Here is a 19305-nt window from a genome sequence, read left to right on the forward strand (position 1 = left end):
CGGACAGGCCCTTTCAGATGCCGATGTCGACAGAACAATTTGCGAGGTGCCAGATCGGCAAAGGCTCAAATCCCGAGCCCTCGTGTTCGCCCCATTTGCCACGATACCGATCCACCCTGCACGATGCCCGCAACCTCGCGGCCGAGCTGGCGGTCGATCACTGGCCGCCATGGGACAAGAGTGAACTCGTGGCTCTTTTCGACAATGGCGAACTTGCCGCTCGATAGATGTGCGATCCCGGTGAACTTGCCGCTGATATTTTCGCCATCGGCAGCCGCCCGGAACGGCAAGCCTTTGCTGCTGGCCATTTCCGCACCGACGCGGGCCACTTCCCTTTCTCGCAGATTGGCGAGCAGGTTGCGCCGATAGAGGATGCGTCCATTCTGCTGTCGCGTGGCAGCGCCCTGTGCGATATGGTGTTCACGCCGCTGGTCCATAGCCTCGCGCACTTGCTGGCCGAACCCTGCCGGGGTAAGGTCCGAGGCGTCCGGTGTGACCAATCGCCGGTCCAGCCAGGTCGCGCCATCGGCGCCGATCTGTTTTTCCAGATCGAAGGTCGAGACGACGCGGATGCTGGGCTGCCGGTTGCGACCGGCATCATAGGCGGTGGCGCGGCTCTCGAAGTCTTCGGGGATGCGCCACTGGTCGGCGTCAATCCGTTCAGCGATGCCGGCGCGGCGCAGCGCCTCCAGTCGCCGGACATGGGCATCCAAATAGCCCTCGTAATCACCGCCCGGTACACGTCCCTCGAACTTCGCCTGTTCGAGGTGGCGGCTCGGTCGGTAGATACCATTTTCCGAGATCGCAGCGATGGTGCGATCAGAGGGACGTTGCGCTGTATCGGCGGGACCGACTTCCACGATGCTGCCGATCCGGGCAACTTCAACGCGGGCCGGATCAATGCCGGGAAGATGGTGTGTTCGCCCGTCGATGCCGTCCACCACGAGCGTCAGGTTCTCGCCCATCTCGTCGGTGAGATATTTGTCCACGACGCGGCCGGTGATGGGTGCCGCGGGTGCGGCATCGTGAAGCTGGAAGGTCATCGGATCACGTTCCTGCCCATCGGCCTTCAGCGCCTTGTGCATGTTGCGGATGATGTCACCGCGCTCACCGAGTTCACGCAGCGCCGGTTCCATCTTCGCGCCAAGCTCCCAGACGCCGGGTGCATGTTCCGTAGCCAGCCCCATCTTTTCCAGCTTGGCGAGACGGCGCAGGCGAAGTGTGCGGTTGAACTGGCGGCGTGCATCTGCCGGTTCGTGGCGCAGATCGAGGAACCTTTCGTCGGCTTCCTCGGTCATGGCGCGGTCGATGCGCGTGAAGCGGTCCTGATCGATTTCGGCAGACAGCTTGCGGCTCTGCTCGATCTCGGTGGCGGGTCCAAGTTCCAGCGTGGTCAGTTCGCTCGCCCGCTCACGAATTCCATTGGCGAGATAATCGCCATTGATGACCAGGTTCTCGCCCAGATCGTCCTTGCCCCGAACGATGACATGGACATGGGGATGGCCGGTATTGTGGTGATTGACCGCCACCCAATCGAGCTTCGTGCCAAGATCGCCCTCAATGCGGCTCATCAGATCGCGGGTGTGCTCGGTGAGATCGGAAAGATCGGCGGCATCTTCCGGCGAGACGATGAAGCGGAACTGGTGGCGATCATCCTTGCCGCGATCAAGGAAGGCATCTCCATCGGCACGATCGTCGGTGGCGGAATAAAGCTGACCACGCTCGCCATCACGCGATGTTCCGTCGCGCTGGATGTAGCGCAGATGGGCAGCACCTTTGCCATTCTTCCCCGCGCTCTGAACGTATCGGGTTTTGACGACGACGCGACGCGCGCCAGCCGTACTGTGACGCCAGCCGCTCGACAGGGTTCGGGCGCGGACAAAGGCCGCACCACGACCACGCTTGACGCCCGGACCTTTGCCAGCCTGCGACGCCTTCCCGATCTTTCCGGCAGAACCAGATGAAGACGACGAGGATGTCCGTGATGCGAATGAAGATGATTTGCCGGGGCTGTTGCTATGCTGACGCGCCAGCTTCTTCGCCTGCGTCAGAAAGCTCTTCGCCTTGCCCGCCTTCGGCACGTCCGACCTGATGCGGCCAGGCTTCGGGCGAAAGCGGTTCTCGTCGTCGGCGCTCATGAGCGCATCCCATGCCGTGTAGGCACGCAAACGACATATATTCGGCTATAGTGCCGGTCAAAACCCAGCGAAGCCAAGGCTTTGCGCCAAATCGCGGCACGCGAAACCCAAAAGCATGGTGCCGTGCCCCGCGTCCCAAAACAGTGTGCAGACAAGGGCTTGCCCAGAAACCGCCCCGACAGGGTGCCGGTTTCCTTTATCTTGCCCTCCGCCTTTCCTTCCCTTTTTGCCCTTCCTGCCGGGAATGCTGCCAGGCGCCCCCAAGCCTGACTGCACACCGCAAATGGACCGAACGAGCGCGAAAACGCCATGCTCATGGCTTGTCGCCATCGCCCGCAAGGGCCACGAATATGCCGCTGTCCTGCGGTTCCTGAACGGCGGGATCGCGCAGAGAAACGGTTGCCTGGATGTCGCCCGACGGCTGATTGGCCGCCGCTGAAATGCCGCCGGATTGCGCAACGAAGAGCGGGGCTTCGCGCCAATCCGGTGGTGGTGGCGGCACGATTGTCGGCACATCGGGCGCAGTCGCATGCCCAAGAAGCGGCGCGAGCGTGGCGACATAGGCGCGCGTTTCTGCGGGCAAAACACGGCCCGTCGCCAGATGCTCGTCATAGCGACCGGGACCGGCATTGTAGGCGGCAAGCATGGCCGCAACATTGCCGTAGCGGTTCCACATCTCGCGCAGATACGCCGTGCCTGCGAGGATGTTATCGCGCGGATCGTAAGGGTCGCGCCCGAGACCATGGCGGCGGCGCAGGCCCGCCCAGGTATCGGGCATGACCTGCATCAGTCCCATCGCGCCCGCCGATGAAATTGCGCGCACATCGCCCGCGCTTTCCACGCGCAGCACGGCTCGAATCCAGTGCTCTGGAATGCCGAAACGCTGTGACGCCTCGGCAATGAACGCAGCATGGGGATGCGCGGTGACAGGCGCAGGTTGAAGCGTGACCTGCGCCATGGCCGGCATCGAGCCGCTGCCAGCCGACAGCAGGGCCGTGAAGAGAAGAAAGGTGCGGGATCGCATGATCTCAGTCGCGATCTTCGCGGGGCCGCGGGCGGCTCCAGTGCAGCGACCATGACGAGCCTGCATCGTCGTCGCGGAACAGGTTGGCGCGGATCGGGTGCGGTAATGCCGGATCGTCGAGCAGCACCGAGAGATATTCGCCAGCCTTTTCGCCGGTGCGTTTCCATGCAGCACCGACCTCGGGACCGTCATGCTCAATGTAATGGACGCGATAGTCCGGCGCATTCTCCGCATCGGAATGTTCAGCGGGCACGATGACGAGATCGCGCTTCATGGTGAGCGTGACGAGCTGACCGGCGAAGCCGGATGCGTCACGCGCAAATTGACCGATCTGTGGCATGGTATGTCTCCTGTGTTGGTGGGTTTGGCGTGGGTTCAATGCGTGACCGCCCGCCATTCGTAGCGGCCATCGCCTTCCTCATCGGTCCAGAGCGGAAGCGCCCGGCCGATGACGGAACTGGCGGGAACAGGTCCGAAGTAACGGCCGTCGAGGCTGTCCCGGATTTCCCAATTCATGAGGAAGAGTTCGCCGTCGCGGATGATGCGGCAGCCCTGCCAGACCGGCAGATCGCGTCCCATCCGGTCGCGCTCCAGTGCATCGCCCATCTCGACGTTATCGACGGTGATCGTCGCACCGCTGCGGCAGACGCGCTGTCCCGGCAAGCCGAGGACGCGTTTCAGCAGCGGCACGTCCCGCCCGATATAGCCGCGCTCGACCATGAACCGCTCCAGCGGTTCGGGCGGCGCGATGACGACGAGTTCAGGAACTTCGACCACATCGGCAGGAACAACTGTGTAGAAGCCGATGGGCGCGCTGGCGGTCGCATTCCAGATCAGCCTGGTTGGCGGATCGGCAACGGCCGTGGCGACAAGCGTACCGACGGCCAACATGGACACGGCGAGGATATGACGGCGGCTCATGGTGCGATCCTCCGGCGGCTGACCCATGCGGCATGGCGTTCCGGCGTGTAGGGGGTGGGGTCCTGACCGGCGATCATGCGGTTGTGGACGTGCCGCCAATGGTCCGGCGCAGCATTCGCAGGATCGACGCCAAGCGCGTCCACGGCGTCGATGGCGGCCAGCGCTTGCTGCACCTTTGGCCAGCCATCAATCCGCAGCAGGATCTCGCCGCCGGGGCGAACGAAGGGCACGGTCTGGAACGGCTCGCCACGCCCGACAGCGCGCAGGATGTCGAGCCGCGAAACGATGGTGCCGTAGTCGTTGGAGGCCCAGCGGACGAAGGCGAAGATGCTTTCGGGTGCGAAGCCGACGAGACTGCGGCGGCGGTCGATGATCTGCTCAAAGCTCTTGTGGCCGAAGCGTATCCAGTGCTCAACCTTCCGCTTCTGGAAGGCCAGTTCGACAAGTGTGGTGAAGGGCGCTGGACCGTCCGCCAGCGGATGTTCATGCGCACCACGCCCGGTTTTGCCGGTCATGGCCGGTCTCCTTCGGTGGGTGGAAACTCGCGGCCCAGCAGCTCGCGCAGCATCACGGCGACGGTGACGCCGCGCCGGAAAGCGGCGACCTTGATGCGCCCGCGCAGTTCGGGTGTGATGTCGATGGTCAGGCGGGCGGTAAACGCCTCGGCAGCCATCTTTCCGGTTGCCGGCGCATCGGCGGCCCTGACCCAGCTATCGGGATTACCCGGACGCGATGCGAAGCCGGATTTGGCGGGTGGACGTGTCATCGCACAATCCTCCCGATCCCGAGGCTATCGATCTCGGCCACCAGCGCTGTGACCTCCTGTGCAGCCCGTTCGCCGCCATCGGTCTCTGAGACCAGTCGCCCAGTTTGTGCGGCTTCAGCAAAGGCGACGCGCTGGCCGATGGTCGTGGCCAGCAACGGCGGATCTTGGTCCGCCAGTGTCTCAGCCGTTTCGCGGGCGATGACGGTGCGCGCAGCGCATCGGTTCAGCAGAAAACGGGCGGCCAGTTCAGGACGATAGATGCGTGCTTCGTTCAGAAGCGCCAGCATCTCGGCGGAGGCCCAGCCGTCGAAAGGAGATGGCTGCACCGGGACCAGCACCAGATCGGCTGCAAGCAGCGCTGAGCGCATCAGACCAGCGACACGGGGCGGACCATCGATGACGACATGGTCGGCGTCACGCGCCAGCTCCGGCGCTTCCCGGTGCAGCGTATCGCGGGCCAGGCCGATGACACTGAACAGCCTTGGCAGCCCTTCATGGCCACGCCGCTGCGACCAGTCGAGTGCGGAGCCTTGCGGATCGGCGTCGATCAGGATGACGCGTTTGCCTTCCGCAGCCCACGCACCGGCGAGATGCAGCGCCAACGTGGTTTTTCCGACACCGCCTTTCTGATTGAGGAGAGCGACGATCATCGCTGTCCTCCCGGCTTGCCGAGAGGAAGTTCAGGCGTGCTTGTTGACGCGGGCGATCCTTGCTTTGGGGGTGTCAGCTTGCCTTTATGGGCACCCGATCTGAGGGCCGCACCAGCCTTCGCGATGAGCTTTTCCACATCGCGCCGCCGCTCTTCAAAGTTAGATTCTGTGTTAGACTCTAAGTTAAGGGCGCGATTTTCGCTTTTGTTACCGAAGGATAGGAGGTGTTTGGGTTCCCGATAGCACGAGCCTCCGGTTCCTGATGGCACGATAGTCCGGGTTCCCGATAGCACGAGACTATCCACAGGTTTTCCACAGGCCGGGACAGGCTCGAAAGCGAGCAGCATCCGGCCGCCGGTTTCGACCTCGGCGAACAGGGTGTAGCCGGGCAGTGGCTGGCGGCGGATAATGTCGCGCAGCTCGAAGGCGAAGCGCTTGAACGGCGACAGACTGCCCGATTTCTGGTGCAGGTGACGGAAGTCGAACCGCCAACCGTTTTTCTGTCGCCCACCATGCTTGCGCACCAGGCGATAGAGCCAGCGATCCAACCCGCCGGTCAGATTGAAATAGGCCCGGTCGATGGTGAGGATCAGGGCGTCATCCAGAACCGCACTGTAGAACCAGTCGGGCACGATCATCTCGATGCCGTCCGGACGGCCATTGGCATCGGTCCGCTCGTGCCATTCGTTGATCCACGAAAAACGATGTCGCCGTCCATTCGCGCGCTGGCGGATCGAGGTTGCAACCGTGGTCGATTGCAGCCGGTCCAGCGCCGCCTTCAGGCGCTGATAGTCCCTCAGGGAGGTTCCGCGCCCTGTGAATGTCAGGATTTCATAAGGCGTTGCCGCCATCAGGCGCGACGTGCGCAGACCGGCGTCCCGCGCTTCCACGATCTGGCTGGCCGCCCAGATCAGTATATCGGCGTCCCAGATCGTCGCCATACCGTGATCGGGAACAGCTTCGACACGGATCGAGACGTTGCCCAAGGCAAAGTCAATCGGGCGGATACGGTGCGATTTGGAAAGGGAAAAGAAAGGATAGGCCATGAGATCCTGCGCGTCTCGTGGTGCGAATTCCCCGGGAAGCGCCCGAAACAGATCGAGTTGCCCGCGTTCCGAGGCGGATGGGTGCTGCGCTGCCATCAGGGGCTGACCGCCGTGTTCAGCGCGTGATGCGCTTGGGCGAGGTGAATGCGGTCGGCGGCATAGGTTTCGCCGGGAGAACTTGTCCGCGTGGGTCCGACGTGGAGGTAACCGATCCGCGCGCAACCCAGGCTGCGAGATCCTCGACCGAATAGACAACGCGGCCGCCGAGCTTGTGATAGGCAGGTCCCGTTCCGTAGGTTCTGTGCTTTTCCAGCGTGCGCGCGGACAGACTGAGGAAATCGGCGGCTTCCTTGGTGCGCAGATAGCGTGGCGGCAAGGCGGCGAGATCAGGTCGCATGGGGTGGCCTCCGTGGTTGTGCAGGATGCCGCTGACGATCAACGGCATGACATGCGCACGGTGGCGAAGGCGCGGCGGCATGGGGGATGAGGAAGATCGAAGGGGTAGAATCCTCACCCTCGATCAGACGTCAGTGTCAGGGTTTGCGACGATGGCGCAAAAGGTCCTGATAACCGCCGTCGATCAGCGCGGCGGCAGATCGGACAAGGGCGATGACAGAGGCGCGCAAAGCCGATGTCTTCCACGGCTCAGCGCGAACGCGCGCCTCTCCGTAGATGGCGATGGCAATCTCACGATAGGTCGCGTGGTTGGCGTTTCCGTCGGCAGCTTGCATCATCAGGCGAAACCGCCGGCGCTGATACGGCGTCATCCTGGGGTCGCGGCGCGCGGGTTTCCCGGCCAGCATGTGCCAGAGCCTGAGAATGGCTTCGAGCCGATCCGGCAGATTTTCGTCAAGTGGCAGAATGATCGCCGGCTGCGAATTGGCATCGGTGTCGGCGAGGATCAGATATTGAACGCCGTCTCTGGCGTCGCAGACACCATATGTCCCCTCTGGTCCGCAGATGGCATCAGCAAGATCTACCGATAAGGCGGACGGAGAAGGCGGAAGAAAATCGGGCGCTGCCCCGAGCATCAGCATGTCCGGATTGGCAACAGGCGACCAGATGACCGGTTGGTCGAGCGCGGAAAAGCCGGGGTCTGCCGGGAAATCGCAACCCCCAGCGATGTTGGACATCATCCGCAAAGGGAAGATGCCCGGCGCCTTGCGCTACAAGATCATCGAAACTGGCCTGGTAGGAGGCGTTACGCCGCAGGCATTCCCAGGCGACACCCTCAACGGGCAGCGCATCGTAGAATTCATACTGGTTCTGGTCTCGCCAGCGGGATGTATCCGGCTTCATTGCTCCGGTCCTGGTTGAAACTGCACAGGTGGAGCGTGAAAGAATTGCGGCGCCTCTACCGAGATGGAAGCCGGGACAAAGACATGGGGTGATGCTCTGAAGGCATCACTGGTGCGACGGCGGCGAGGTCAGGTCCGATCTGTCGGATGACGCAGCAGCTGACGATAGCCGCTCTGTGTCATCCAGCGCGCCCGTGCCAGATGGCCGTCATGGACCTGCCGGGCGCGTTCAGGTTCCCGAACAGGGTCAATTCCGAACAGCACATTGACGGCTTCGGTCCATTCCGCCCCATCACCGGCGGCATCGAGCAGCCGCATATAGAGCTTGATATGCGCGCGATCATATTTGGTCAGCTCGTCGCTAACAGGTGCAATATCGTCGAAGGGAGGAACCGGAGATGTCATGTCGCGGGTCGCCACAGAGCATAGGCCGCCGCAGCGGATTGATGATGTCGCCGGCGCCGGTCAGGCGTCACGGATCTGTCGGTATCTCTTCTCGTCTTGGTCATGAACCAGCAATACTCCTTGCCCGCGATCCGTGGACAGGAGAACAATCCCTGCTGCTTCAAGCGCCCGGCGCACCTGATCCCGCGTTGTCTCATACACCTCGAGCCGGTTCTCGGACTCAAGGCGTTTCAGGGCAGTCAGCGATATTCGGGCCTTGTCAGCGAGCGTCTCCTGCGTCCAACCCAGCAACGCGCGTGCGGCCCGCGACTGTCGAGCGGTGATCATGCATGATCACCTCCCATCGCGACCGGCGCGCATTCCAGAACTACGGCTATTTTAGTCGCCTTCGCCTGATACGCCATACGAAATCGTCGAATCTGGCCAGGGCGTTATCTGCACGGCTGAGCATGCAGCCGACTGATTCGCCTGTATGTCACAATTGCAGCGCTTGTGCTGGCCGTAGCGCCGACCAGCGCAAGATGATCTCCAAACGCTCCACGGGAAATGATCGTGATATGTTTGGAGATCATTGTCGTTGCATTCTACACTGGATATGATACCTATTCAGATCAATGCGACAGTAATGATCCGTAAAGGCATCACATGAAGGCGGAAGAAGAAACACTGAGGCTGATCGGCGACCATTTTCGCCGCGCGCGTCTTGCAGCGGGGTTGACCCAGGAGCAGGTGGCCGATCTTGCGGGCATTTCGCGCCCGCGCTACCGCGACATCGAGACGGGGGCGGCGGCTGCGCGCACCACGACATTGATCAACATTGCCAGGGCGCTTGGGCTGGAAATGATGCTGGTCCCGCAGGCGATGGTGCCCGCCATCGAGGCGCTTTTGCGCCCAGAGGCCGAGGATGATCATCCGGCCTTCAGCCCGCAACCGGAGAGCGACGATGACAGCCGTCCGTACCGCTGAGACCATCACCGCGCTGGACGTGTTCCTGAACAGTGCGAAGGTTGGCATGATCGTCAGGACGCCGGGTGATTTCAACGCCTTCAGCCTTGATCCGGCCTATCGCGCGACCGGCGGCATTCCGGTTCTGAGCCTGTCGCTGCGCGCGGCATCAGGGGGGCTACGCAAGGATCCGCGACCTGTCGCAGGCAGCCTGCCGCCCTTCTTTGCCAACCTGCTGCCCGAAGACCGGCTGCGCGAGGCGATGGAAAGACACCATGCGGGCAATGTGCGGCCGGGGAATGATTTCGATCTCCTGGCAGCTCTGGGCGCGGACCTGCCGGGTGCCGTTCGGGTGCTGCCCAGTGACGGTCAACCGGGCATCGGGGCGGCGCCCGCCCAAGGGCGGCCCAAAGCCCGCTTCTCGCTGGCGGGCGTGCAGATGAAGCTCTCGGTAATGAAGAACACGGGCAAAGGCGGGGGGCTGACCTTGCCGCTCGGGGATGACGAGGGCAAGTATATTGCAAAATTCCCCTCGACCGCCTTTCCGGGTGTGTCGGAAAACGAGTTCGCGAACCTCGCGCTTGCCGAAGCCATCGGCATGGACGTGCCCGAGCGGGAACTGGTCAGCCGAGGGCAGTTCGAGGGGATTCCCGAAGAGTTCGAAACACTTGCCGAGGGGCTGGTCCTGCTCGTGCGGCGTTTTGATCGCGGGGCAGACGGGCAGCGCATCCATATCGAGGATTTCGCGCAGGTTTTCGGCCTGTACCCGGCGCGCAAATATGATGGCGCCGCCTCCCACGACATCGCCTCTGTACTGAATGTGGCAATCTCGCCGTTCGCCGCGCTGGAGTTTGTCCGGCGGCTGACCTTCTCGGTGGTCATGGGCAATGGCGACATGCACCTCAAGAACTGGTCACTGATCTATCCGGGCGACGGCGACACGCCCGCTCTTGCACCGATCTACGACATGCTTTCGACCATTCCCTATATTCCGGCAGATGGGCTGGCGCTGTCTCTGGGCGGCGAGCGGGCCTTCAAGGGCCTGGCCCCGGCCCGCTGGAAGACGTTTGCCAATCGGGCAAGGCTTCCCGAGCCTGCCGTGCTCAAGGCCGTTGTCGAGACGGTGAAACGCATCGATGCGAAATGGTGGACACTGCCGGAACGCGAGGTGGTCCCCCCGCCCGTGCTGGAACGGATCGACGCCCATGTGAAAACCATGATCCCGATCCTGCCCGGCTGAGCAGTTCCAGCCCGGTCAGGTCACCGGGCCTGGCGGCTTTCCCGCGGGCACGGGAAAGGCCCCGACCTTGCGGTCGGAGCCTTTGTTCCGCGCCTCAGTCGCCGCGGCGACCGTTGGGGCGGGACCAGATGAGGGAGAAGGTTTCGCCGTCTTCTTCGTCGAAGAGGTTGGCGTAGATCGGAGCGTTGAAGCTTGGATCGTCCAGCTTGAGGCCCAGATAGTCGCGGCCCTCGTTGGAGCGCTTGGACCAGGCGGCGCCGATTTCAGCGCGACCGACCAGAACGCGGTGGCTGGGGGCATTCTCGCCGGTGGCGCGCAGGTCGGGGATGATGCGCACGCCCTTGGCCTGGACGCTGAGGGTGACGATTTCGCCGGTGAATTCGTTCGAGCCGGTCTTCTTGAAGGTGCCGATGGTTGCCATTTTAAGTCTCCGCTTTCCGTTTCCGAGCCCGCACCATTGCGGCCTCTATGGCGATCGACCGGCCGGAGACGAACGCTGGCGCACCCCAAAGGGGCTGGACAGCACAGGAGGAACTTTCTTGTTCCGCGCGGAATGGCGGCTTTGCCGGCAGGGGAAGAAAGTTGTGACGACGCTGTTGCGCTAAAGCGGTCGAAGCGCATCGCGCTGTTCTTCGGCCAGATCAGGCCATTGAAGAGGCCGTTTGGAGCGGTCGAGACACGGGGGTGAACGGGGACGGTGGCAACCTCGAGGCTCCATCAGGATGACCAGACCGGCGCACCGGCTTGTCTGGTCCCCCGCGTTTCAGGTCGTGCACATCCTTTTCTCCGGCCTGTGCTATCGGCATTGCCCCAACCGGTTTTCGGTCAGTCCTCGAATGCTGGCACTGACCGTCCTGCGCTCCTATGGACCGTGCCTGTGCCTCACGCTGCCCTGGGATCCACACGCTATCTACCCACCCGCCTCCTGACGAAGACGGCAGATGATCCGTATCCGCTTCTAGTACTGCCTCTACGGGTCACTCCAGTTCAGGTGCGTGCAAGGTTCCCGTCCGCAGGGCCGGTTGCCGCCATGCCTGCAACGCGCAGGAACGCCGTCACGCCCACCGCGACCGCACCGACTACCGAAAAGATGATCTGCCACGTCTCGGACGGCATCATGTGTTTGACGATCCCGAGCGTAGCGTAAAACCCTGCCACGCCCGCCGGGGCAACGAAGGTCAAAGCGATCAGCAGCCGTGCCCAGATCGGACGAACCAGCATGAGCAGGCCCTGACCGACCGCCACTGTCAGACCCGCAGCGATAAGACCGATGAGGATGCCGCCAAGCCAGCCAGCGCCCGTGCCATAGGCCCATATGCCTGCGTTCAGGCCGATAAAGAACGGCAGGGCAAAAACGGCGAGATTGAACAGCAGCCAGCACATGGTCCCGATGGCTGCAATGGAAACAATAATTCCGAGAACGATCATGGTGGTGACTCCGTGCAAAAGGTCGGACGGCTGCGCCTTCCACCACCACCATGGCGCAATCACAGCATAGCAGCATTCCTCTCACCGCGCGAGAAGCGATGGCTTTCGAGGCCAGGCCTGTCCGAAAACTAGCAGGTTGAATGAGAAACCTTATGCGTCTGGTGGACCAGTATCTGCTGCACCTCTACGATGACCATATCGTTGGGCGGAAGGATGCGGGTTAAACTTTATGGCAGAAGTCGATTGGTCAGATGGGGCATTTTACGACGATGGCGAATGGGTAAGCTGGTCAGACATTGACGAACAGCTTCGCCACAAGGAATGGGAAGCGAAGTATCCAAACGCCATCCGATCAATGATCCCGTATTTTGAGGACCTGATCTCACTCGCTGAGAGCTACCATCTGGAGACGGGCCTGCATTTGTCCGTGTATGGCGACATCGGTGAGCTGTTCGGTGCCATCACCTACGGCATCAAGTTGAACAAGACCTACGCGCAGGGTTCGGACGGCAGGCTCGAAAACGATCATGTCGAAATCAAAACCATCACACCTTTCAAGACCAAGGACGTAGTGATGGTGGATACATCGAGGCATTTCAACAAGTTGCTCGTGGTCAAAATAAATGCGGAGTTCCAGGTCTCCGGGCGAATGGTCAGCCGCAAGCAATTGCCAAAGCGCTCAGGCCGTTATCTCCGGATTCGCTGGGAGGACCTGGCGCTCTTGCAGTAGTGCGCAATGGCGTTATGCCGAACCGGCAGCGCTCACGCGCTGCCGGTCCCGAAGCGATAGACTGGGATGCCCATCTTGCGGGCCTTGTCGGCAAGGTTGTCCTGAATGCCGGTGCCGGGGAAGATGATGACCCCGATCGGCATGATGTCGAGCATCTGGTCGTTGCGCTTGAACGGTGCTGCCTTGGCATGTTTCGCCCAGTCAGGTTTGAAGGCGACCTGTGCGACCTTGCGGTTATTAGCCCATGTGGCCGCGATGCGTTCCGCGCCCTTGGGCGATCCGCCATGCATCAGCACCATGTCCGGGTGCTTGGCGTGGACCTGATCGAGCTTGGCCCAGATCGTCCGGTGATCGGTGGTGTCACCGCCCGAGAAAGCGATTTTCGGTCCGGCGGGCAGCAGCACCTCGTTGTCGGCCCGGCGTTTTGCGGCGATGAAGTCGCGGCTGTCGATCATGGCCGAGGTCATCTGGCGATGGTTGACCCGTGAGCCGGAGCGTTGCGACCAGGGCGTTCCGGTGGTGCGCAGATAGACGTCGGCGGCGGTATCGCAGAAGGTTTCCATGCTGTCGCGGCGCTCGATCAGGCTTTGTCCCGCGCCGATCAGGGTTTCGAGCTGGACAGATTTGACCTCGCTGCCGTCCTGCTCGCGCTGAAGGCGCTTCTGTGCCTGCTCGTTATCGTCGAGTTTGGTCTCGATCCGCTCGACAGCGCGGTGGAAGGTGTTGACGGTGGACCAGAGGATCTCGTCGAGGTCGAAATCGAGGCTGGTGTCGGCCATGGTGGAAATCAGGGCGTCGAAGATGTCGGAGACTGCGCCCTGGATGACATGATCTTCGGGTGTGATCCGGGGATCGGTCTCGTCTTCCGAGGGGCGGTAGCCGTAGAGTTCGAGTTCTTCGATGGCATGGCCGGTCGGGGACGTGCTGTGATCGGGTTCGAAATCGTCGTGCGCGGACATGGGATGCTTCCGTCAGTTGGACCGCGACCGTCGCGGCCTTCATGGCGACGAAAGCTCACGGGCGCTCCGGTCTGGCAGCGCGAGCCTCTGGCGAGTGCCTTGATGGCAAAGCCCGGCTGATTTGTTTCGCGCTGTAAAGGCGGGCTTGCCCGCCGACGGAAATCAGTCGGGCGCCGCCATTGCCTGACCGGAGCGTTTGTGGGCCGATCGCCCTCTCAGAAGGCCAAGGCGCGGTCCTCTGCTGATGACAGGATGCAGCCTATGCGCATGACAGGGTCGGAACGCCCCGATCACGGCACTGCACCGGCTATGCCATTGAAGCCATGAAGCGGCTGACGTCCTCGGGAGCGATTTGCAGCCGGATCTCTGCCCGAACGGCATCCAGCCCGTAAGTTGCGAGATCTTCGTTGAAGTCCCCCATCATGGCTGAGAGCGTGATAGCCTCGATCCCGGCCTCGTGCGCCCGGCCCACCAGGCTATCACGGGCGCTGTCACCTGCCGGATCGTTGTCGCGGACGATATAGAGCCTGCGCAGTTGCGGCGGGAACAGGATGGCAGCGAGGTGTCCGGCCGAGAGTGCTGAAACCATCGGCATGGTGGGCAGAGCCTGACGTAGCGACAGGATGGTTTCGATACCTTCCCCCGCTGCCATGACATCCTGCGCATCCCCAAAACGAACTGCATGTCTGAGCAGGTCGCCCATTGCCTTCCTTGACGGATCGACAGGTGCCTTGCCGGAGCCGTCGGGGGCCAACCATGTGCGGTGCACGCCGGTGATCCTGCCATCGAGGTCGGTGACGGCGGCGATCATGGCGGGCCATGTTTCGGTCGGGCCATCGTCCTCGGGCCGCCAGTAGCAGTTGGGGTGGAAGCGCAGATTTGCGGTCTGGCGTAAATCCGTAATGCCGCGTCCGCGTAAATACGCTTCTGCGATACTGCCTATCAGCGGCTGCGTCATGCGCCAGAGGCGGCGTGCGGCCTCGGATGATCCCGATGGTGCTGGCGTTCGGGACGGGCGGGATGGTGGCTGCGGTTCAGGATGCGGCAGGCTGAGGAAGCGCCAGGCCTCATGGGCAACGTCTGCGAAGTCGATCAGACCGAGCGAATCCCGGATCACGTCCAGCAGATCGCCATATTCACCCGTGGCCGAGTCCTGCCATTTACCGGCAATGCCTTTCACGCTGTCGTGCAACCGGACGAACATGGAACGGCCAGCCGTGTTTCGGACATCGCCAACCTGCCAGTAATTGCCCTGTTTGCGGCCATTCGACAGGTAGTGGCGGCACACCGCCTCGGCCTGTCGGCCGAGACGCTGCGCCAGTTCGGAAGCGTTGAGACGCGCCATTATGCGGCCTCCCGCTCACCGATGCGCAGAGCCGGGAAGCGGTCAAGCAGTTTGCCGGTGATCTTCGGTCCCGTTGCATCGACGGGCACGAAGAAGCGCAGTTTCCACGAGATGATCTCGCTGAAGAGGCCATAGGCCCGCAGCCGGTCGCGCATCGCTTCCGAGAACCCTGTCACCTCGATCCGGTTGGCCCCCATGACGCGGACGCGGCGCAGTTGCAGCCCTTCGGCAAGGTCGAGGATCGTGCGACCTTCGATCAGCGCGGCATAGGCGGCATCCGGTGTCAGGCTGCTGGTGACGCCACTGGCCGAGGCATTGGCGGCCCATGCCGGCGATACCCGGCGACCGATGATGCGTTCGCCCTCGTCGGTCAGGAGCCGATAGACGCGGGAGGAGTCCTGCGGCAGCCGTTTCCAGATCGGCAGAAGCAGCCCAGTCACCATATGCAGAATGCTGTCGGTGAACTCCGGCACCTCGGCCAGTTCTGCCTTCCAGGCCACGGTGAAGTCGGCACGGTCGGCCTCGATCCAGTGGGTCTCGCCCATCGCCCGAACCGGAATGTTCATCGCCTCCATGGGCCGGATCAGCCGCACGCGCCGTTCGATCTCGCCATCATCCAGCATGACGCTGGTGGCCGGGATCTGCACGGCGGCACGACCGGATCGCTCGTTGATGAGCAATCTTGCGCGTGGATCATCCAGTTCCGCTAGGGCTGCATTGAGCGTGACCGGCTGATTGCGTTTGCGCTCGGTGAGCGTCAGAAGCCGGGTTTCTGCCCCTGTGCCGGGATGGGTGTGGATGACCTGCCGGTCTTTGACGATGAAACTTTCGGCCTTCAGCGTTTCCAGCCCCATGTCATAGGTGCCGGATGCAATGGCCCCGTCGATCCGCGCCTGCAGAAGCTGTTCGAAGGCCGAGAACAGGATGCTCTGCAACTCGATGGTCAGCGCCAGCAGGCGGTTGAGGAAGGTGGTGATCGGCGGCAGTTCGTCCTTCACACCATTGCTGTCCATCAGCTTCAGGCCAGTGGCGGATTCAAACCGTTCGAGCGAGCAGCCTCGACCTTGCCGCGCACGATCAGCAGATAGAGCTGGCGCAACGCATCGCGGGCATAGGCAGATTCCAGATTATCCTCGGGACGGAACAGCCCCTGACCGCCGGTCTGGCGCTGGCCGCGTGTGATGGCGCCCAGCGTATCGAGGCGACGGGCGATGGTCGAAAGGAAGCGCTTCTCGGCTTTGACATCCGTGGCGATGGGCCGGAACAGCGGCGGCTGCGCCTGATTGGTGCGATTGGTGCGGCCCAGCCCCTGAATGGCGGCATCTGCCTTCCAGCCCGGCTCTAGGAGGTAATGCACACGCAGCCGCTGGTTTCGTGCCGAGAGTTCGGCGTGATAGCTGCGCCCGGTACCACCGGCATCGGAAAAGACCAGAATGCGCTTCTGATCATCCATGAAGGCGGAGGTTTCCGCCAGATTTGCGGACGGTGCACGGTTTTCGACCGCCAGACGCGCCGATGCACCATCGCCCTTCCGCACGATGCGACGCGAGCGGCCTGTCACTTCCGCCACCATATCCGTGCCGAAGCGCTGCACGATCTGGTCGAGCGCCCCCGGAACGGGTGGAAGCGAACCAAGCTGCTCCAGCATTTCGTCTCGCCGGGCTACGGCTTCGCGGCATATCACCGGCTGACCGTCACGGAATACCGGCCGTGATGAGAGGTTGCCTTCGCCATCGGTGAACGGTTCGTAGAGCTGCACCGGAAAGGAATGCTGCAAATACGAGCCGACATATTCCCTCGGCGTGACATCGACGGAAATATCGTTCCATTCCTCGGTCGGGATCTCGGACAGCCGCCGTTCCATCAGGGCTTCGCCAGTAGAGACGATCTGGATGACGGCGGCATGGCCCGCTTCCAGATCGGCATCGATGGACCGGATCAGGGTCGGGGTTTTCATGGAGGTCAGCAGATGGCCGAAGAAGCGCTGCTTTGTGCTCTCGAACGCCGAACGGGCAGCAGACTTCGCCTGCCGGTTCAGCGTCCCCTCGCTGCCGGTGATGTTGGCGGCTTCCATGGCCGCGTCCAGATTCCCATGAATGACAGCGAAGGCGGCAGCATATGAGTCGTAGATATGCCGCTGTTCGTCCGTGAGCTGATGCTCGATCAGTTCATATTCGACGCCATCATAGCAGAGTGAGCGGGCGGTATAGAGGCCGAGAGATCGCAGGTCGCGGGCCAAGACCTCCATGGCCGCAACGCCTCCGGCCTCGATTGCTTCGACGAACTCGGCGCGGGTCTGGAACGGAAAGTCCTCGCCACCCCAGAGGCCGAGGCGCTGCGCATAAGCGAGATTGTGAACGGTGGTGGCACCGGTTGCCGAGACATAGACCACGCGGGCGTCGGGCAGTGCGTGCTGGAGCCTTAGCCCCGCGCGTCCCTGCTGCGAAGCGGCGACATCGCCGCGTTCTCCCTTTCCGCCTCCGGCGTTCTGCATGGAATGGCTCTCGTCGAAGATGATGACCCCATCGAAATCGGCCCCCAACCATTCGACGATCTGTTTGACGCGCGAAACCTTCTCACCCCTGTCGTCGGAGCGTAGCGTGGCGTAGGTGGTAAAAAGGATGCCTTCAGACAGCGTGATCGGCTTGCCTTGCGGGAAGCGTGACAGTGGCGTCACAAGCAGACGCTCCATGCCGAGAGCCGACCAGTCGCGCTGTGCGTCCTCGATCAGCTTGTCGGATTTGGAGATCCAGACTGCCTTGCGGCGTCCGCGCAGCCAATTGTCTAGGATGATGGCGGCGGACTGACGGCCCTTGCCAGCGCCGGTTCCGTCACCGAGCATGAAGCCCCGACGAAAGCGGATCGATCCGACAGCATCCTCGGGCGCGGCGCTCACATTGTCGAAATGCTCGTCCACGGTCCAGGCATCCGCGAGATGATCGGCATGGGCTTCTCCGGCATAGATCACCGTCTCGAGCTGGGCATCGGACAGATGCTGGCGGATGTCGCCGGGCAGCATCGGCCGATAGGAAGGCTTGGGCGGTGTGACCGAGGCCATGGCGGCGGATTGCACCAGCTTGGTCGGATGCGGCTCAGCACCGGGGATGCGCAGCGACTGCAGCGCATATTCCTCATAGATCGCATCGGACAGGCGAGTGCCTTCCGGTGGCGTCCAGTCCACGGTGTCATAGGCAAGTTCGACGCCCTCGGGATCATTGGCGGTAGCCGCGGCAGGCCGCGCAGCTGTCGCGCGGGCCAGATAACCTCGCACGGTCTTCGGCGCGGCAGTTGAAGCGGGTACCGTGATCTTCGGCAATGATACCGGCGAACGCTGCGGGACATGCGCCTCGATCCATTCGATCAGCGTGGCAACATCAGGCGCGATCCCCGGCGAGGCTGGGAAACTGGCCGGATCGTCGGCGGGCAGTTTGTCGATCACGGTCAGCCGCGTATCGATTGTGGTTCCGTGCTTTGCATAGACCGCGCCATCGACGGCGGCGCTGAACACCACTCGGCCACGGGCCTGCAAGCGGATGAAAGCGTCCCGCCATGCCGGAGCTTCGGGGCCAAAGCCAGCGCCGGTGATCGTCACGAGGCGGCCGCCGGGAGCAAGGCGGGCCAGCGCCGAGGCAACATGGCGGTAGGCCGCATCCGCGACACGCCCGCTGACATTGGCCATGACCGAAAATGGCGGGTTCATCAGCACCACGGACGGCACAGCATCCGGAGCCAGATGATCATCGATCTGGGCGGCGTCGAAGCGGGTGACGGCAAAAGCCGGAAAGATCTGGGCAAGCAGATCGGCGCGGGTCTCGGCCAGTTCGTTGAGGATCAGCGAGCCACCGATGGTCTGCGCCAGGATCGCCAGAAGGCCGGTGCCCGCCGATGGTTCCAGCACCCTGTCATCGGGCGTAATCGCGGCAGCCGTCAGAGCGGCGAGACCGAGCGGGATCGGCGTCGAGAATTGCTGGAAGTTCTGGCTTTCCTCGGAACGCCGGGTCTGCGTGGGCAACAGCCCCGCGATTTTTGCCAGCACGGAAATCCGTGCAGCCGGAGACGCGGCTTTACGGAAAAGCGCCTTTCCGTATTTGCGTAAGAAAAGGACGGTAGCGACTTCGCACGCCTCATAGGCCAGCTTCCAGTCCCAGGCGCCTGTGGCATCGGACGCGCCGAAGGCCGTTTCCATAGCACGGCGCAAGGTGGCGGCATCGATGCGTTCACCGCGTTCGAGAGACGGAACCAAAAGATTAGCCGCAGCCAGAATCGCGGGCGCAGCCGCCAGTGGCGTGACCGGATCGGCCACGGGAAACACCATGTTCATGTCGGAAACCTCAGGAGAGCAGAAATGGAAGAGTCCGAACAGCGCTCTCTCTCGACCGCCCGGACTTAACCCCTTCCGGCCCGCCTCTG

20 protein-coding genes and 2 pseudogenes are annotated in these 19305 nt (G+C 62.7%); 4 read left to right on the forward strand and 18 right to left on the reverse strand.

Translation table 11 applies throughout. The features are described from left to right. Positions 1–65: 65 nt before the first annotated feature. Entirely contained in the window at positions 66–1571 is a 1506-nt protein-coding gene (locus CG51_RS20785; RefSeq protein ID WP_345995664.1) for a DUF3363 domain-containing protein, read from the reverse strand. Here CG51_RS20785 and CG51_RS20790 point away from each other — a divergent pair. Further along, positions 1500–1964: a hypothetical protein gene (locus CG51_RS20790; RefSeq protein WP_233141320.1), complete on the forward strand. Its 465-nt coding sequence runs from the start codon at positions 1500–1502 to the stop codon at positions 1962–1964. The genes CG51_RS20785 and CG51_RS20790 overlap by 72 nt on opposite strands. A gap of 487 nt (positions 1965–2451) precedes the next feature. Here the strand turns inward: CG51_RS20790 and CG51_RS14850 are convergent, their stop codons facing one another. The 12 genes and pseudogenes from CG51_RS14850 to CG51_RS14905 all read right to left on the reverse strand — a co-directional run bounded on the left by CG51_RS14850 (position 2452) and on the right by CG51_RS14905 (position 8575). After that, positions 2452–3162, reverse strand: coding sequence for a lytic transglycosylase domain-containing protein (locus CG51_RS14850; protein ID WP_035746332.1), 711 nt, complete (start codon positions 3160–3162; stop codon positions 2452–2454). Positions 3163–3166: 4 nt separating this feature from the next. Beyond that, positions 3167–3502, reverse strand: coding sequence for a DUF736 domain-containing protein (locus tag CG51_RS14855; protein ID WP_009450545.1), 336 nt, complete (start codon positions 3500–3502; stop codon positions 3167–3169). A 35-nt stretch (positions 3503–3537) separates the two neighbouring features. Next, entirely contained in the window at positions 3538–4083 is a 546-nt protein-coding gene (locus tag CG51_RS14860) for a S26 family signal peptidase (RefSeq protein ID WP_035746360.1), read from the reverse strand. Further along, positions 4080–4598, reverse strand: coding sequence for a DUF2840 domain-containing protein (locus CG51_RS14865; protein WP_035746334.1), 519 nt, complete (start codon positions 4596–4598; stop codon positions 4080–4082). Before CG51_RS14865 ends, CG51_RS14860 begins: the two co-directional genes overlap by 4 nt. Continuing rightward, entirely contained in the window at positions 4595–4849 is a 255-nt protein-coding gene (locus tag CG51_RS14870; protein WP_009450548.1) for a hypothetical protein, read from the reverse strand. The genes CG51_RS14865 and CG51_RS14870 overlap by 4 nt, the downstream gene beginning before the upstream one ends. Continuing rightward, positions 4846–5499, reverse strand: coding sequence for a ParA family partition ATPase (gene parA / locus CG51_RS14875; RefSeq protein ID WP_035746336.1), 654 nt, complete (start codon positions 5497–5499; stop codon positions 4846–4848). Before parA ends, CG51_RS14870 begins: the two co-directional genes overlap by 4 nt. Beyond that, positions 5496–6545, reverse strand: a complete 1050-nt coding sequence (locus CG51_RS14880) for a replication initiator protein A (RefSeq protein WP_035746362.1) — start codon at positions 6543–6545, stop codon at positions 5496–5498. The genes parA and CG51_RS14880 overlap by 4 nt, the downstream gene beginning before the upstream one ends. A gap of 115 nt (positions 6546–6660) precedes the next feature. Next, a complete protein-coding gene (locus CG51_RS14885) occupies positions 6661–6942 on the reverse strand; it encodes a helix-turn-helix transcriptional regulator (protein WP_035746363.1) in 282 nt (93 codons plus the stop codon). A 136-nt stretch (positions 6943–7078) separates the two neighbouring features. Continuing rightward, on the reverse strand, positions 7079–7678 hold the full coding sequence (locus CG51_RS14890) for a DUF2285 domain-containing protein (protein ID WP_229825714.1): 600 nt from the start codon (positions 7676–7678) through the stop codon (positions 7079–7081). 28 nt (positions 7679–7706) lie between these two features. Further along, positions 7707–7844 (reverse strand): annotated as a pseudogene (locus tag CG51_RS21170) (transcriptional regulator domain-containing protein); the annotation flags it as partial. Between the two features lie 128 nt (positions 7845–7972). Then, a complete protein-coding gene (locus CG51_RS14900; protein WP_035746340.1) occupies positions 7973–8248 on the reverse strand; it encodes a DNA -binding domain-containing protein in 276 nt (91 codons plus the stop codon). A gap of 60 nt (positions 8249–8308) precedes the next feature. Then, entirely contained in the window at positions 8309–8575 is a 267-nt protein-coding gene (locus CG51_RS14905) for a helix-turn-helix domain-containing protein (RefSeq protein WP_035746341.1), read from the reverse strand. 318 nt (positions 8576–8893) lie between these two features. On the opposite strand from CG51_RS14905, the gene CG51_RS14910 reads away from it, so the two are divergent. Both CG51_RS14910 and CG51_RS14915 read left to right on the forward strand, forming a co-directional pair. Then, positions 8894–9214: a helix-turn-helix domain-containing protein gene (locus CG51_RS14910; RefSeq protein ID WP_009450556.1), complete on the forward strand. Its 321-nt coding sequence runs from the start codon at positions 8894–8896 to the stop codon at positions 9212–9214. Further along, entirely contained in the window at positions 9192–10433 is a 1242-nt protein-coding gene (locus CG51_RS14915; RefSeq protein ID WP_035746342.1) for a type II toxin-antitoxin system HipA family toxin, read from the forward strand. Before CG51_RS14910 ends, CG51_RS14915 begins: the two co-directional genes overlap by 23 nt. Before the next feature lie 94 nt (positions 10434–10527). Here CG51_RS14915 and CG51_RS14920 read toward each other — a convergent pair whose 3' ends face one another. Together CG51_RS14920 and CG51_RS14925 are read right to left on the reverse strand one after the other, a co-directional pair. Beyond that, entirely contained in the window at positions 10528–10854 is a 327-nt protein-coding gene (locus CG51_RS14920; RefSeq protein WP_009450558.1) for a DUF736 domain-containing protein, read from the reverse strand. A gap of 566 nt (positions 10855–11420) precedes the next feature. Then, entirely contained in the window at positions 11421–11861 is a 441-nt protein-coding gene (locus CG51_RS14925) for a hypothetical protein (RefSeq protein ID WP_009450559.1), read from the reverse strand. Between the two features lie 229 nt (positions 11862–12090). Between CG51_RS14925 and CG51_RS14930 the strand changes: the two genes are divergently transcribed. Beyond that, a complete protein-coding gene (locus CG51_RS14930; protein ID WP_035746343.1) occupies positions 12091–12591 on the forward strand; it encodes a hypothetical protein in 501 nt (166 codons plus the stop codon). Between the two features lie 32 nt (positions 12592–12623). On the opposite strand, the gene CG51_RS14935 is transcribed toward CG51_RS14930, so the two are convergent. The 3 genes and pseudogenes from CG51_RS14935 to CG51_RS14945 form a co-directional block, all read right to left on the reverse strand. Beyond that, positions 12624–13550 carry a DUF2493 domain-containing protein gene (locus tag CG51_RS14935; RefSeq protein WP_035746344.1) on the reverse strand — a complete coding sequence of 309 codons (927 nt, stop codon included), beginning with the start codon at positions 13548–13550 and terminating at the stop codon, positions 12624–12626. Positions 13551–13857: 307 nt separating this feature from the next. Continuing rightward, positions 13858–14895: a DUF7146 domain-containing protein gene (locus CG51_RS14940; protein ID WP_035746345.1), complete on the reverse strand. Its 1038-nt coding sequence runs from the start codon at positions 14893–14895 to the stop codon at positions 13858–13860. Next, positions 14895–19216: pseudogene (locus CG51_RS14945) on the reverse strand (strawberry notch-like NTP hydrolase domain-containing protein). Before CG51_RS14945 ends, CG51_RS14940 begins: the two are co-directional and overlap by 1 nt. Between the last annotated feature and the right edge of the window lie 89 nt (positions 19217–19305).

It is taken from the genome of Haematobacter missouriensis (genome assembly GCF_000740775.1).
In the GTDB taxonomy this organism is placed as follows: Bacteria; Pseudomonadota; Alphaproteobacteria; order Rhodobacterales; family Rhodobacteraceae; genus Haematobacter; species Haematobacter missouriensis.

Coding starts and splice junctions, on each gene's coding strand:
- CG51_RS20790 (WP_233141320.1), top strand. CDS start 1,500: ATGGCCGGTATTGTGGTGATTGACCGCCACCCAATCGAGCTTCGTGCC.
- CG51_RS20785 (WP_345995664.1), bottom strand. CDS start 1,571: ATGAGCCGCATTGAGGGCGATCTTGGCACGAAGCTCGATTGGGTGGCG.
- CG51_RS14850 (WP_035746332.1), bottom strand. CDS start 3,162: ATGCGATCCCGCACCTTTCTTCTCTTCACGGCCCTGCTGTCGGCTGGC.
- CG51_RS14855 (WP_009450545.1), bottom strand. CDS start 3,502: ATGCCACAGATCGGTCAATTTGCGCGTGACGCATCCGGCTTCGCCGGT.
- CG51_RS14860 (WP_035746360.1), bottom strand. CDS start 4,083: ATGAGCCGCCGTCATATCCTCGCCGTGTCCATGTTGGCCGTCGGTACG.
- CG51_RS14865 (WP_035746334.1), bottom strand. CDS start 4,598: ATGACCGGCAAAACCGGGCGTGGTGCGCATGAACATCCGCTGGCGGAC.
- CG51_RS14870 (WP_009450548.1), bottom strand. CDS start 4,849: ATGACACGTCCACCCGCCAAATCCGGCTTCGCATCGCGTCCGGGTAAT.
- parA (WP_035746336.1), bottom strand. CDS start 5,499: ATGATCGTCGCTCTCCTCAATCAGAAAGGCGGTGTCGGAAAAACCACG.
- CG51_RS14880 (WP_035746362.1), bottom strand. CDS start 6,545: ATGGCCTATCCTTTCTTTTCCCTTTCCAAATCGCACCGTATCCGCCCG.
- CG51_RS14885 (WP_035746363.1), bottom strand. CDS start 6,942: ATGCGACCTGATCTCGCCGCCTTGCCGCCACGCTATCTGCGCACCAAG.
- CG51_RS14890 (WP_229825714.1), bottom strand. CDS start 7,678: ATGTCCAACATCGCTGGGGGTTGCGATTTCCCGGCAGACCCCGGCTTT.
- CG51_RS14900 (WP_035746340.1), bottom strand. CDS start 8,248: ATGACATCTCCGGTTCCTCCCTTCGACGATATTGCACCTGTTAGCGAC.
- CG51_RS14905 (WP_035746341.1), bottom strand. CDS start 8,575: ATGATCACCGCTCGACAGTCGCGGGCCGCACGCGCGTTGCTGGGTTGG.
- CG51_RS14910 (WP_009450556.1), top strand. CDS start 8,894: ATGAAGGCGGAAGAAGAAACACTGAGGCTGATCGGCGACCATTTTCGC.
- CG51_RS14915 (WP_035746342.1), top strand. CDS start 9,192: ATGACAGCCGTCCGTACCGCTGAGACCATCACCGCGCTGGACGTGTTC.
- CG51_RS14920 (WP_009450558.1), bottom strand. CDS start 10,854: ATGGCAACCATCGGCACCTTCAAGAAGACCGGCTCGAACGAATTCACC.
- CG51_RS14925 (WP_009450559.1), bottom strand. CDS start 11,861: ATGATCGTTCTCGGAATTATTGTTTCCATTGCAGCCATCGGGACCATG.
- CG51_RS14930 (WP_035746343.1), top strand. CDS start 12,091: ATGGCAGAAGTCGATTGGTCAGATGGGGCATTTTACGACGATGGCGAA.
- CG51_RS14935 (WP_035746344.1), bottom strand. CDS start 13,550: ATGTCCGCGCACGACGATTTCGAACCCGATCACAGCACGTCCCCGACC.
- CG51_RS14940 (WP_035746345.1), bottom strand. CDS start 14,895: ATGGCGCGTCTCAACGCTTCCGAACTGGCGCAGCGTCTCGGCCGACAG.